The organism is Faecalibacterium intestinale (assembly GCF_040096575.1).
Taxonomy (GTDB): Bacteria; Bacillota; Clostridia; order Oscillospirales; family Ruminococcaceae; genus Faecalibacterium; species Faecalibacterium intestinale.
In genome coordinates this window covers 142,226-155,837 of sequence record NZ_JBBMEN010000004.1, presented here as the reverse complement: position 1 = coordinate 155,837, position 13,612 = coordinate 142,226, and the positions used below count along the sequence as shown (strand labels likewise).

The 13,612-nt window shown below is 62.1% G+C and carries 11 protein-coding genes and 1 other RNA gene; 7 read left to right on the top strand and 5 right to left on the bottom strand.

The window, feature by feature from the left end:
• Window positions 1-20 precede the first annotated feature (20 nt).
• Window positions 21-290 (bottom strand): ACT domain-containing protein, encoded by a 270-nt coding sequence (locus WMO20_RS05195; RefSeq protein WP_005928182.1) that lies wholly within the window; start codon window positions 288-290, stop codon window positions 21-23.
• A 331-nt stretch (window positions 291-621) separates the two neighbouring features.
• Between WMO20_RS05195 and WMO20_RS05190 the strand changes: the two genes are divergently transcribed.
• The 4 genes from WMO20_RS05190 to WMO20_RS05175 are packed head-to-tail and all read left to right on the top strand — an operon-like array spanning window position 622 to window position 3,448.
• A complete protein-coding gene (locus tag WMO20_RS05190) occupies window positions 622-1,101 on the top strand; it encodes an Lrp/AsnC family transcriptional regulator (RefSeq protein ID WP_015536725.1) in 480 nt (159 codons plus the stop codon).
• Window positions 1,101-2,285, top strand: a complete 1,185-nt coding sequence (locus WMO20_RS05185) for a pyridoxal phosphate-dependent aminotransferase (RefSeq protein WP_097784963.1) — start codon at window positions 1,101-1,103, stop codon at window positions 2,283-2,285. Before WMO20_RS05190 ends, WMO20_RS05185 begins: the two co-directional genes overlap by 1 nt.
• 12 nt (window positions 2,286-2,297) lie before the next feature.
• Window positions 2,298-3,182: a 4-(cytidine 5'-diphospho)-2-C-methyl-D-erythritol kinase gene (ispE, locus tag WMO20_RS05180; protein WP_349186045.1), complete on the top strand. Its 885-nt coding sequence runs from the start codon at window positions 2,298-2,300 to the stop codon at window positions 3,180-3,182.
• A 59-nt stretch (window positions 3,183-3,241) separates the two neighbouring features.
• On the top strand, window positions 3,242-3,448 hold the full coding sequence (locus WMO20_RS05175) for a DUF378 domain-containing protein (RefSeq protein ID WP_316539359.1): 207 nt from the start codon (window positions 3,242-3,244) through the stop codon (window positions 3,446-3,448).
• 127 nt (window positions 3,449-3,575) lie between these two features.
• On the opposite strand, the gene WMO20_RS05170 is transcribed toward WMO20_RS05175, so the two are convergent.
• The 3 genes from WMO20_RS05170 to WMO20_RS05160 all read right to left on the bottom strand — a co-directional run bounded on the left by WMO20_RS05170 (window position 3,576) and on the right by WMO20_RS05160 (window position 4,858).
• A complete protein-coding gene (locus WMO20_RS05170; RefSeq protein WP_112090457.1) occupies window positions 3,576-4,220 on the bottom strand; it encodes an AhpC/TSA family protein in 645 nt (214 codons plus the stop codon).
• A gap of 92 nt (window positions 4,221-4,312) precedes the next feature.
• Window positions 4,313-4,517, bottom strand: a non-coding RNA gene (ssrS, locus tag WMO20_RS05165) — 6S RNA.
• Between the two features lie 26 nt (window positions 4,518-4,543).
• On the bottom strand, window positions 4,544-4,858 hold the full coding sequence (locus WMO20_RS05160) for a DUF1292 domain-containing protein (RefSeq protein ID WP_005928201.1): 315 nt from the start codon (window positions 4,856-4,858) through the stop codon (window positions 4,544-4,546).
• A gap of 247 nt (window positions 4,859-5,105) precedes the next feature.
• Here WMO20_RS05160 and WMO20_RS05155 point away from each other — a divergent pair, with 247 nt between their 5' ends.
• On the top strand, window positions 5,106-5,828 hold the full coding sequence (locus tag WMO20_RS05155; RefSeq protein WP_349186044.1) for a peptidylprolyl isomerase: 723 nt from the start codon (window positions 5,106-5,108) through the stop codon (window positions 5,826-5,828).
• 48 nt (window positions 5,829-5,876) lie between these two features.
• Here WMO20_RS05155 and ruvX read toward each other — a convergent pair whose 3' ends face one another.
• Complete coding sequence (ruvX, locus tag WMO20_RS05150; protein ID WP_015536729.1) at window positions 5,877-6,308, bottom strand: Holliday junction resolvase RuvX; 432 nt, start codon at window positions 6,306-6,308, stop codon at window positions 5,877-5,879.
• 138 nt (window positions 6,309-6,446) lie between these two features.
• On the opposite strand from ruvX, the gene WMO20_RS05145 reads away from it, so the two are divergent.
• Together WMO20_RS05145 and WMO20_RS05140 are read left to right on the top strand one after the other, a co-directional pair.
• Entirely contained in the window at window positions 6,447-9,809 is a 3,363-nt protein-coding gene (locus WMO20_RS05145; RefSeq protein WP_349186043.1) for a PD-(D/E)XK nuclease family protein, read from the top strand.
• On the top strand, window positions 9,806-13,492 hold the full coding sequence (locus tag WMO20_RS05140; protein WP_349186042.1) for a UvrD-helicase domain-containing protein: 3,687 nt from the start codon (window positions 9,806-9,808) through the stop codon (window positions 13,490-13,492). Before WMO20_RS05145 ends, WMO20_RS05140 begins: the two co-directional genes overlap by 4 nt.
• Window positions 13,493-13,612 lie beyond the last annotated feature (120 nt).

Here is a 13,612-nt window from a genome sequence, read left to right as displayed (position 1 = left end):
GTTGCGGGCTCCTTTCCGGCTCAGATGGTGTGCATGGCGTCAAAAACTTCCTGACGGGTCACGTTGATCTGCATCCCCATCTCGGCGGCAAGCGCATCGGTGCGCTTGTGCAGCTGGTCGTGGTCAACATTGCAGTTGGAAAGGTCCACCAGCATGATCATGGCAAACATCCCCTGCAGGATGCTCTGGGTCACATCCTCGATATTGATGTTCAACTCGGTGCACAGACCGGCCACCTTTGCGACAACGCCCACGGTATCGTGTCCAATGACGGTAATGAAAGCTTTCATGGTTTCCACCCTCGTTTTCCTTATAGTGATTGGTGCCGCCAAAGACCCGGCACACGCTTACCCTTCCAGTATAGCAGATTTAGCAAATTTTGAACACACTTTTTGTAAAAAAGAGCAGAATACAGGGGTAAAAGACATTCTATATAAAAATCAAGTGCAATCTGCCGGGGCTTGTGCTATACTTATACTTATAGCAGTTTGCGTTTTTAATGCCCATGCAACAACCGCAAACTGCATATCGCAAATATGCCGCTTTGATAGACGCTGTTTTGAAGATTGCGATAATTTCCCGCGGATTTCCGTGTAGAGGGTTGATAAGGAGTATATGACAATGGAACAGCTTTTGAAGATTCTGGAAAACAACGCCCGGCTGCCCGTGGAGGACATTGCCACCATGCTGAACAAATCCCCCGCCGAGGTGGCGGCGATGATGGACCTTGCCCGGGCACAGGGCATCATCAAGGGCTACAAGACCCTTGTGGACTGGGAAAAGGCCAAGGTGAACCGCGTGGAGGCGGTCATCGAGCTGAACGTCAGCCCCAAAAAGAGCCGCGGCTTTGACGAGATCGCTGCCACCATCGCCGCCTTTGACGAGGTGGAGAGCGTGCTGCTAATGAGCGGCGGGTACGACCTGCAGCTGGTGATCAAGGGTCAGACCTTCCAGGAGATCGCCCTGTTTGTGGCAAAGCGGCTGTCTCCGCTGGACGATGTGCTGTCCACCGCCACCCATTTTGTGCTGCGCACCTACAAAAAAGAGGGGCGGCTGTATCAGGATGAAGAAATTGATGAAAGAGAGTGCACGGTGCTGTGATGGATTATGATAAACTGATCGCGCCTGCCGCCAAGGCCATGCGCCCCTCCGGCATCCGCAAATTTTTCGATCTGGCCGCCGAAATGCCCGAGTGCATCAGCCTTGGCGTGGGCGAGCCGGACTTCAAGACCCCATGGGCTGTGCGCGAAGCCGGCATCGACAGCCTTGAGCACGGCCGCACCCGCTATACCTCCAACGCCGGCTTAAAAGAGCTGCGCGCCGAGATCAGCCGGTATCTGGAGCGGCGCATGGGTCTGCGCTACGACCCCATGCGGCAGATCTTAGTGACCGTGGGCGGCAGCGAAGCCATTGATATGTGCATCCGCACGCTGGTCAAGCCCGGGGACGAGGTGATCATCCCGGAGCCCTGCTTTGTGTGCTACGAGCCCATTACCACCCTGTCCGGCGGCGTGCCGGTGCACGTTGCCTGCCGTCAGGAGGACGAGTTCCGTCTGCGTGCCGATGCGCTGAAGGCTGCCATCACCCCCAAGACCAAGCTGGTCATCATGCCCTTCCCCAACAACCCCACCGGTGCGGTGATGGAGCGGGAGGATCTGGAAGCGGTGGCCGAGGTGCTGCGCGGCACCGATATCATGGTGCTGTCCGACGAGATCTACGCCGAGCTGAACTACGGCCTGCGGCCGCACGTTTCCATTGCCACCCTGCCTGGCATGGCAGAGCGCACCATCGTGGTGAACGGCTTTTCCAAGAGCTACGCCATGACCGGCTGGCGGCTGGGCTACGCCTGCGGCCCGGAGGCGGTCATTAAAATCATGACCAAGATCCACCAGAGCGCCATCATGAGCGCTCCCACCACCAGCCAGTACGCCGCCATCACCGCCCTGAAAGAGTGTGACGGCGAGATCGACCGGATGCGGGACGAGTACAATATGCGCCGCCGCTTGGTGGTGCGCAGTTTCAACGACATGGGCTTGACCTGCTTTGAGCCCCGGGGCGCATTCTACGCCTTCCCCTGCATCAAGAGCACCGGCATGAGCAGTCAGGAGTTCTGCACAAAGCTTTTGGAGCAAAAGCACGTTGCCATCATCCCCGGCGATGCCTTTGGCGCTTCCGGTGAGGGCTACTGCCGCGTTTCCTACGCGTACAGCGTGGAGCACTTGACCGAAGCGCTGAAGCGCATCCGGGAATTTCTGGTGGAAAACAACATTTACCACGGCAACTGAGGAGGAACACAGATGGAACGGCGAGAGCGGAGAAATGCAGTGACGGTGCTGGCCCCGGCCAAGCTCAATCTGGCACTGGACGTGGTAGGGCTGCTGCCAAACGGCTACCATGCGCTGGACATGACCATGCAGACCATCACTCTATACGAGCGTGTAGTGCTGCGCCGCAGCGCCGGGCTCAGCCTGCAGCTGCCGGGCAGCCCTGTGCAGCCCAACGATAAAAACACCGCCATCAAGGCAGCGCTGGCGTTTTTTCACTACACCGGGCTGCTGGCGGGGGTGGATATCATCATCCACAAAAACACCCCGGTGCGGGCTGGTATGGCCGGCGGCAGCGCGGACGCCGCCGCCGTGCTGGTGGGACTGAACGCCTTGTACGGCGCAAAGCTTTCCATGAGCGAGCTGTGTGCGCTGGGCGCGGGCATTGGTGCGGACGTGCCCTTTGCCCTGATGGGCGGCACCTGCCGGGTGCAGGGTGTGGGCGATGTGATCAAGGCGCTGCCGCCCGTGCCGGACTGCTGGTTCACGGTGGTGATGCCGGACTACGGCGTGTCCACCCCGGAGGCCTTTGCCGCCTACGATACCGTGGGCAGCAGCACCCACCCGGGCTGTGAAGCGCAGGAAGCAGCCATCCGCGCCGGAGATCTGGACGCCGTATGTGCTGCCGCCGGCAATGCGCTGGAAGAGTGCAGCGGCGCAAAGGATAACGAAGCGATCAAGGCCCTGCTCCGGGCGCACGGCGCTGTCACCGCGCTGATGACCGGCAGCGGCGCGGCAGTGTTCGGCGTGTTCCGGGACGAAGCTGCCGCCAGAGCCGCCGCAGCGGCAGCAAAGCGGCAGTGGCCGCAGGTCTACGTTGCCAAGCCCGACCGCGGCGGTGCCCGGGTGATCCGCTAAAAAAGTATAAACCTCCTTCCCGCAGGGCATACTGAACCCAAAGGAAGGAGGTCTTTTTAGTGCAGACCTTTTACAAAATCTGCCTGCTGCTGCTCATCGTGGGCGGTGTGAACTGGGGGCTTGTGGGCTTGTTCCAGTTCGACCTTGTGGGCTGGCTGCTGGGCGGCAGCACCTCGGTGTGGTCCCGCATCGTGTTTGCGCTGGTGGGCTTGGCTGCCCTTGGTGCCATCCCGGAGATGTTCAGCGAGGAACCGGAGGAAGAATAACAAAACGGCTGCTGCACTTTTGCGTGCGGCAGCCGTTTTGTGCATTGCAGCGCTTCCGGTAAAAAAGCAGGTCTGGAAAATCCTTGGATTTTCCAGACCTGAAAATAAAAAACGTTTTCTGCGTGGATTACTTGTCGTTATCCACATCATCCCAGCCGATAAGGTCGGGCAGGGTCAGCGTTTCGTCCGAGCAGTGATGGCTTGTGCGGCGCTGGTCGGCGGCCTTGGTGTGCACCACCTCGCGAGCGAGCTCCCGGATGGCAACGCAGTCCTCCGGCAGGTCGGTCTGGCTGCGGCCGGAGTGGGTGAATAAAATTTTTCCCTCATGCCCTACGATCAGGGTCATGGGCAGGATCTGCGGGGCATTGCGGTCGTAATGATAGCCGGCATCCCGGGCGCTTTTGTAGATGCGCTGGGCAGAAAAGCTCCAGCTTAAAAGCCCGCGTGCCTGCTCCACCCCCAGATAGCTGTACAGCACACCCGGCGCATCGCAGATGATGGGAAAGGGAAACTCCTTCCCCTGTGTAGCCTCGGCCACCGCGCGGGGCGCTGAGCGCACCACACACGCCAGCCGCACACCCCGCAGCCGCGGCAGGGTCTTTAAGTAGCGGGTCAGGTATTCCCGGGTGACCGGGTGGTCGAACCCGGGCAGAAAGATCATGCACAGGGGCTCGGTGCCCGCACACAGGGCGTAAAAATCGTTGCCCGGGGTGGTGGGGGTGTCAAAGGTGAACCGGGGAATGGAAGTACCAACCAGATGCTCAGAACTCATGCCGCAATTGCACATCCTTTCAAGTGGTGATAAAAAAATCCACAGCCGTGCCCTGTGTTTGCAGGGGCACAAGCGGTGGATTGGATTACTATAAAGATCCCGCCCGGTCGTCTGCGGTCAATCAAACCTACCCTTACGGACAGGTGGGTGCCCTGTCTCCGGAATCACGCTTCCTCATCGAGCCTCCATGGTCGACCCATGGCGGGGAGGTCTGCAATCCACCGGAGAACTCCGGGCTCCCGTTGAATGATTAGTAGGATCATACAAACCGCAACAAATCGAGCCGGGCAGGAAGTCTTGCACGGGTCAATCCGTCAAAGGACTTACTCGATATCGTAGTCCTCGCTCAGACGCTGCTCGAACAGCTTGCTGACTTCCATCAGCACCTCGTCATCCTCTACAACGTCCAGATATTCGCCTTCATCGTCCTCCCCGACACTCAGAATCACCAGCTGGGCGTCCTCGTTCAGGTCCTCTTCGTTTTCGGCGTATTCCACAACAGCCAGATAATGCACACCCTTGTGGTCCAGCGCGTCGATCACCTCAAAGGTGACCTCGTTGCCGTCCTCGTCCTCAAGGGTCATCAGGTCAGGCTGATATTCTTCCTCAGTATTAGGGTTCTTGATCTCGTCAGACATAATACGCTCCTGTATTGCTTTATCACAAAAAGCAGTTGATGCTGCGGGCTGCACCCCGCTTGGTCTGCTTATAGTGTAGCGTGTTTTGTGCAGTTCGTCAAGATGCTTTTTCGCACAGAAATCATTGGATAAATTTTCACGCATTTTCCTCTCGCACTGCCGCGCAGAATATGGTATACTACTGGTTGAATCTTTTGCGCTGCACCGTGCAGCGTGCAGTACAGTATATGGAACAGGGAGCGGGAATATGTTGAAAAAATTCGGGGCAGTCTGTCTTGCGGCGGTGCTGCTGCTTACCGGCTGCACGCTGCGGCCGCAGGAAAACGGCAGCAAAGTCCAGAGCATCAGCCGCCCGGCGGTGGAATCCGCCGAGCTGCAGTTCACCCACCCGGCAGCAGGGGACACGGTTGCGGTGTTCGATACCTCGGCGGGTGTTTTCCGGGCGGTGCTCTTCCCGGAAAAGGCTCCGCAGGCCTGCGATAACTTTATCGGCCTTGTGCAGCAGGGCTACTACAACGGCCTTACCGTAAGCCGGGTGGAGAATCAGTTCGTGGTGGAAGCCGGGCAGGGCGCAGACGGCAAGGGCTCTACCATCTGGAAGGGCAGCCGCTACCCGGTGGAGACATCGGACAGCCTGCACCACTACGCCGGGGCGCTGTGCATGGGCGTGGACGTCTCCGGCGAGTGCGCCAGCGTGTTCTACGTGGTGGAATCGCTGCCGGGAGAGCAGTCGGTAACGCAGGAACTGGTGGATCAGATGAATGCTGCCGGTTACCGCGCCGAGGTGGTATCCGCTTACCAGACGGCGGGCGGTGCACCTTATCTGGACTACACCGATACCGTGTTCGGGCAGGTGTACGAGGGCATGGATATCGTGGACACCATCGCCCAGACCGCCGTGGACGAAAACCAGAAGCCCACCGCCGATATCACCATCAACAGCGTGAGCATCGAGACCTATCAGGGATAAATAGTAAAGTCAAAAAATGATGCCTGTGCGTGAGCACAGGCATCATTTTTATATCTCCCCGGGGTGCTCCTTGCGCCATGCAAGGTAGTCCTCTAAAATCACTGTGGCACTGACCGAATCCAGAATCTCCTTGCGGCGGCTGCCGTAGGTGCCGCTTTCGTCCAGAAGGTCGGCGGCGGCGCAGGTGGTCTGGCGCTCGTCCCACATCCGCACCGGCAGGCCGCTCCAAAGCTCTACGGTCTTTGCCAGCTTGCGGCTCTTGGCGGCGCGTTCGCCCTCGGTGCCGTCCATATTCAGCGGCAGACCGATCAAAATCATTTCGGCTTCAATCTCCTTTGCCACCTCGCATACCCGGGCGGCTACCTTGTTGCGGGCTTTTAAAGTGATCTGGGGCGTGATGGCGGTGGTAAGAAATTCGGTGCGGTCGCAGGTGGCAAGGCCGGTGCGGCTGTCCCCGTAGTCAACGGCTAAAATCTTCATACAAAGTCCCTTTCCGGTGTGCAGAATGTTTTTTTCAGTGTACCACAGCGGCGGCGGGATTGCAAAGAAAAGCTGTGGTTTTATCACCGGTTTCGTGTTACAATAAAGGCAAAAATCAACGAGCGGGAGGAAACCGAAATGCTGAAACTGGTTCTGGGCGCTTCCGGCAGCGGCAAAACCACCCTGCTGTATGCCCGCATCCGTGCCCGCGCCGAGGCGGGAAGGCGCAGCATCCTGCTGGTGCCGGAGCAGTTTACTTCCAGCACCGAAGCGCGCATCTACCGGGAGCTGGGAGATGCCCTTTCCGGCATGGTGGAAAGCTATTCCTTTACCAGTCTGGCCGAGCATATCCTTGCGGCTCTTGGCGGCGCGGCGGTGCAGACCCTGACCGATGCCGGGCGGGCGGTGTTGGTGCGCCGTGCGCTGGAGGAATTGCAGGATAACGTGCACTACTACTACCGCCACCGGCGCAGCGCGGCCTTTTGCCAGATGGCTGCCGAGACCATAGACGAGCTGAAAAGCGCCGGGCTTTCCGGGCAGCAATTGCAGGAGCTTGCCCGGGACTGCGGCTCCGAGAGCGCAAAGCTGGGCGAGCTGGCACTCATCTTTCAGGGCTACGAAAGCCTGCTGGCGGGCACCGGCATGGATCCCGCCGACCGTCTGGAACTGGCGGCAGACCGTCTGGAAGCTGCGCTTGCCCGGGATGAGCTGCCGGACTTTTTGCGCGAGCGCGAGGTGTTCATTGACGAGTTCGACACCTTCAACGCGCCCAAAAAGCGGCTGATGGGCGCCATGCTGGCTGCACTGCCCGCCGTGACGGTGGCGCTGTGTGAGGACGGCGCACCCATGCAGCCCGGAGATCTGGAACTGTTCTCCGGCGCAAAGCAGGTGGCGGCGCAGCTGCGCCAGCTGGCGCGTAAAAACGGCGCACAGGTGGCAGCGCCGGAGCTGCTGCGGCGTGACCTGCGCCACAAAGACGCCCCGGGCCTTGCCGCCTTGACTGAGCTGCTGGAGACCGGCGGCTGCACCCCGCCGGAAAGCGCCCCGGAGCTGCGGCTGTTTGCCGCCGCCAGCCGGGAGGAGGAAGCCCGCTGCGCTGCTGCCGCCATCCGCCGCCTGATGCGGCAGGGCGTGCGCTGCGGAAAGATCGCGGTGGTCTGCCGCGATATCAGTATGTACCGGGCTGCGGTGCGGTACGAGTTCCGCATGGCAGAGATCCCTCTGTACTGCGACGAACCCACCACCCCGGAGTTCAGCGCACCCGCCACGGCGGTGCGGGCGCTGCTGGCACTGCTGCGGGGCGCGGACATGACCGAGCAGCTGACCGTACTGGCCAAGACCGGCCTGTGCGACCTGACCGAGCCGGAAGTCTGTGCGCTGGAAAACTACGCCTACACGTGGTCGCCCAATGCTGCGGCGTGGCGGGCAGAATTTACCAAAAGCCCCCGTGGCTTCGGCGATGCCGAGCTGACCGAGGAAGATACGCTGAACCTGACCCGTGCCGAGAACGCCCGCAAAAAGCTGGTGACGGCGGTGGATACTTTGCGCGGCAAGGTGCGCAGTGCCAACGCCGAGCAGATCAGCCGGGCGCTGTATTTCTGCCTGAAGGAGCTGGGCGCAGAGGGGCAGCAGGCTGCGCAGGTGGAGGATATCCGCACCGCCCGGGGCATCCCGGCGGCAGAGGAAGCCGCCCGCGAGTGGAACGTGGTGATGCAGCTGCTGGACGAGATGGCGCGGCTGCTGGGCAGTCAGGGCATCGCCGTGCCGGAGTACGAGGATCTTTTCAGCCTGCTGCTGCGCTCCTCCGACCTTGGGCACATCCCGCAGACCTTGGACGCAGTGGTGCTGGCAAGCGCCGGCAAAATGCGTCTGGATGCACCGGACTATGTGTTCGTGCTGGGGCTTGCGGAGGGGGAATTTCCCTCTACTCCCGCAGAAAGCGGCCTGCTGACCCATGCCGACCGCGATCTGCTGATGGCAAAACAGATCGACCTGCCGGACTGCTTTGAGAACCGGGTGGTGCGTGAGCAGGTCTGTTTTTACAAAGCCCTCACCGCCCCGGCAAAGGGGCTGTGGATGAGCTGGCCGAAAGGACAGGGGCAGACCCTGTGCGCTGCGCTGGAACCCATCGTGGAGGCATTGCAGCCCGCCGCGCCGCAGCTGGAACTCATCGACCTTGCCGCCACTCCCGCAGACGGTCTGGACGTGCTGGGCGGCGGCTGGCCGATGACCGAACTGGAACGCGCCAGCCTGACCGAGGCGCTGCGCAGCCCCGGCGAAGGGGTGCAGGCACCCCGGGGACTGGCACTGCTGCAGCGCATGGAGGAGGATCCGCCCCGGCAGGTGCAGGATCTGCCCACGCTGGAAATGCTGCTGGGCAGGCGGCTGCACATCTCGCCCAGCCAGCTGGAAAAATACTATACCTGCCGCTACGGCTACTTTTTGCAGTATGTGCTGGGGCTCAAACCCCGCCGCCGTGCGGAGCTTTCGGCTGACCAGAGCGGCACCCTGATGCACTGGGTGCTGCAGATGGCGCTGGACCCCCACCCCGGGGCGGACAACCCCTGTGCCGGGCTGCGCCCCTTTTTGGAACTGGACGACGCCGCCATGGCTGACCTTGCCGCCGCGCTGGTGGATGAGTATGCGCGGCGCTATCTGCCGGAGGATACCGCACGCTTTGCCTATCTGCTCTCCCGGCTGAAAAAGAGCATGACCAGCCTGTTGTGCTATCTGCGGGACGAGCAGAACCAGTCCCAATTCAAGCCCGTGGCCTGTGAGCTGAAAATAGGCCGAGGTGAGGATGCCGTGCCCGGGCAGGTGTACCGCCTGTCAGATGGGCGCACGGTGCAGCTGGTGGGTACGGTGGACCGTGCGGACGAGTGGATCGAGGATGACGGCACCCGCTGGGTGCGGGTGGTGGACTACAAGACCGGCAGCAAAAAGCTGGACTTGAAGGAAGTCTACTGCGGGCTGGACTGCCAGATGTTGCTGTATCTGTTCAGCCTGACCCGGGATGCGGGCGGGCGCTTTACCGGCGCACAGCCGGCGGGCGTTTTGTATCTGCTGGCCGACCCCGCCCCCCAGACCCTGCCGCGCGGGCAGGCCGCCCGGGCAGTGGAGTACCAGCTGGACGGTCTTGTGCGGGACGAGCAGAAGATCTTTGACGCGATGGACGCGGACGAAACGGGCAAGTATCTGCCCTTTGGCTACCGCAACGGCGCACCCAGCCCCTACCAGAAGGAGAAACGAGCCGACAGTGCCAAGCTCAGCCGTATCCAGCTGCATCTGGACGACCTTGTTACCCAGATGGGCGAGCAGCTTTACGGCGGGCAGATCGACGCCGAGCCGCTGGTGGTGAGCAGCAGCAAAAGCCCCTGTACCTGGTGCGATTACAGCTTTATCTGCTGCCACGAGACCGGGGTGCACGAGCGTGCGCTGGAAGCCCCTGCAAAGCCCTTTGAACCCGAGGAAGAACCCGAAGAAGAGGAGGAACAGCCGTGAGCGGACCCAAATGGACCCCGGCGCAGCAGGCTGCCATTGCCGACCGGGGCGGTGCGCTGCTGGTAAGCGCAGCCGCAGGCAGCGGCAAGACCGCCGTGCTGACCGAGCGGGCGGTGCAATTGATCACCGACCCGGAGCACCCGGTAAACGCCGACCGGCTGCTCATCGTCACCTTTACCAACGCGGCGGCGGCAGAGCTGCGCGCCCGCATCGGGCAGGCGCTGCTGCACCGCAGCCAGCTGCAGCCCGGTAACGCCATGCTGCGCCGCCAGCGGATGCTGCTGCAGCGCGCGCCCATCTGCACCATTGATGCTTTTTGCCTGAACCTGCTGCACAAGCACTTTCAGGCGCTGGATATCCCGCCGGATTTTGCCCCGGCAGACCCCGGTACCGTGCAGCTGCTGCGGGGGGCGGCACTGGCTGAAACGCTGGAAAACGCCTACCGCGACCCGGATTTCTGCGCCTTTGCAGACCTGTACGGCAAGGGACGCACGGATAAACCCGCAGGCGATGCCATTTTGCAGATCTACGATTTTCTGCGGGCACTGCCGGACTACGACCGCAAGCTGGATGAGTTTCTTGCCCCTTACGAGCAGGAGAACGGCTTTGCTTCCACCTGCTGGCACGACCTGCTGCTGGCCGAAGCCGCCCGCTGCGCCAAGGCAGCGCGGGAACTGCTGACGGCAGCACTGGCCGACTGCCGGGCGGATTTTGCACAGGAGCAGGCAGCTGCTGAGGAAAAAAAGACCCCTTCTGCCCGGGCAAAGGCACAGGCCACGGTAGCGGAAAAATACGAGGAAGCCGGTACAAGGCTGGAAAAAGCCGCCGCCCTCTTTGCGCAGGCAGAGCAGCTGGCTGCTGCCGGGCAGTGGAATCCGCTGTACGACCTGCTCACCCCCTATGTGCTGGGCATGGAGGAAGCCCCCGGCCTGAAGGGCATGAAAAAGCGTCTGGGCGGCGACCACAAGGCGGAGATCAAGACCCGCTCGGACGAAGCCGCCGCCCTGTTCGAGCAGATGACCCAGCTCATCTGCTGTTCCGAAACCGAAGCCGAAACCGACCGGCAGATCACCCTGCCCCGGCTGCGGGCGCTGTTTGCCGCCGTGCGGGACTTCGATGCCCGGTTCACAGCCAGAAAAAGGGAGCGCAAGCTGCTGGAATTCAGCGATTTTGAGCACCTTGCCCTGCGGCTGCTGCGCACCCCGGAGGGCACGCCCACCCCCTTGTGTGAGAACATCCGTCAGGACTACGCCGCCGTGATGGTGGACGAATATCAGGACACGAACGCCTTGCAGGATGCCCTTTACCGCTGCCTTGCCGCCCCGGCGGGGGATAACCTTTTCCTTGTGGGCGACTTGAAGCAGAGCATCTACCGTTTCCGGCAGGCAGAGCCGGGCATCTTCCGGCAAAAGCTGGACAGCTGGCCGCTGCTGCCGGGCGCAAAAGCCCGTCCCCGCCCGCCGGAGGGCGCCCCGGGCACGGACGCTCTGCTGGCGCTGGATGCAAACTTCCGCTCCGCACCGCAGGTGGTGGCGGGCATCAATTATCTCTTTGAGCAGCTCATGACCCCGGAGCTGGGCGATACCGCCTACGGCAACGGGCAGCGTCTGGTCTGCGGTGCGCCCGGGGAATATCAGGGCAGCGTGGAGGTGCAGTTTCTGCCGGATGACGAAGCCGAAACGGATGCGGGCTGGATCGCCGAGCGCATCGAGCAGCTGGTTTCTGCCGGAGAGCCGGTGCGGGAGGGCAGCACCACCCGCCCGGTGCGGTACGAGGACTGCTGCGTGCTGCTGGCGGCGCGCACGGATTTCCCGGTGTATGTGGAGGCGCTGACTGCCCGGGGCATCCCGGTATACGCCGACGCCCGGGAGAACCTGATGCTTGCGCCCCACATCCGCCCCCTCATCGCCCTGCTCAAGGTCATCGACGACCCCTCGCAGGATATCTATCTGGCCGCCGCCATGCTGGGCCCCATGTTCGGCTTTACCGAGGACGACCTTGTGCGGCTGCGCGCCCGCAGCCGTCAGGTACAGGCCGAGCCGGACAAAAAGCCCGCCCGCATCAGCTTGTACGGCGCGCTGCTGCTGGCGCTGGAGGACCCGGCAGATGATCCCTTTACCGAGAAGGTGAAGGACTTCTACGCCCATCTCACCGCGCTGCGGCAGATGGCGCGCAGCGCTCCGGCAGAGCAGCTGCTGGAAGAAATTTTTGCCTCCACCGGCTATCTGGCGGCGCTGGGCGTACTGGAAAACGGTGCCCGCCGCCGGGAGGATGCCCGCCGCTTTGCCACCTTCTGCGCCACTTCCGGTGCAGGCGGTATCTCGGCGCTGGTGCGCGCTATTGATGCCGCCGCGCAGGCCGGCAGCACCGGACAGGACACCGTGCCCAGCGGGGTGCACCCGGGGTGCGTGTCCATCATGACCATCCACCGCTCCAAGGGCTTGCAGTTCCCGGTGGTGTTCGTGGGGGATACAGCCCGCAAGTTCAACGCTTCGGATATCCGTCAGCCGGTGCTGGTGCACCGCAGCTACGGTGCGGGGCTGCGGCTGCGGCCGGAAAACGGCGAGGGCGCTTACAAGACCGCCGCCTACACCGCGCTGGCTGCTGTCCATGCCAAGGAACTGCGCAGCGAGCAGATGCGCCTTTTGTATGTGGCGCTCACCCGCGCACAGGATAAGCTCATCCTCACTGTGCCCCTGAGCAGCGGTAAGACTGCAAAGCCCTTTGCCAAGGCGGCGGCTTTTCTGGCTGCCGGGGCGGGGGCTACGCTGCACCAGCAGGCCAACAGCTTTGCCGACTGGCTGCGGGCGGCGCTGCTGGTGCACCCGGACGGCGGGGTGCTGCGGCAGCTTTCCGGCAACCGGGAGCTGCTTTTTGTGCAGACTGAAAGCGTGATGGATATCGAGGTGTGTGACGATGCTGTACAGCTGTCCGAGGAACCGGATGCAGCCACGCCGGACGAAGCACCGGAGACCGACCCGGCACTGGTGGAGAAGCTGCGGCAGGGCTTTGCGTGGCAGTACCCGGCGGCAGCGCTTGCACAGGTGCCCGCCAAGGTCAGCGTGACCAGCATCGTGCATAAGGCCGAGCAGACCACGCTGGAGCGCCCGGGCTTCCTTTCCAAGGACGGTCTGACCGCCGCCGAGATGGGCACGGCTCTGCACGCTTTTCTGGAGCACGCAGACTTTGCCCGGCTGGCTACGGCCAAGGCTGCAGGCACGCTGGACAAGGCCATCCCGGCAGAGCGGGACCGTCAGGTGGCATTGCAGCTGACCGCCCCGGAGATCGCGGAAAAGCTGGACGCGGTGTGCATCCGCCGCTTTGTGGAAAGCGAAGCCTTTGCAAAGATCTGCGCCGCGCAGCAGGTGCTGCGGGAGCTGCCCTTCATCACGGCGCTGCCCGCCGGTGCCGTGCTGGCGGCGCAGGGGCACGAGGAACTGCCCACTGCCGCAGATGCGCAGGTGCTGGTGCAGGGCATTGCCGACCTTGTGCTGGTGTACCCGAATCATCTGGAACTGCTGGACTACAAGACCGACCGCCGCAAAGCCGAGAGCGATTTCCTACGCGCCTACCGCGCCCAGCTGAACCTTTACGCCATTGCCATCGAAAAGCGCTTTGCGCCTAAAAAGGTGACCTGTAAGGGCATCTACTCCTTTGCGCTGGGCAAGCTGATCAAGGCGTAAAAAGGAAAAGTCATAATTTTTCCGGGCAACGCATAAAAAATGCTTGACAGGGCAGATAAAGCGTGGTAAAATAACCGGGTAAAGAAAGCAGCTACGGCCTGTGCCGCGCTCGCCTTGCGG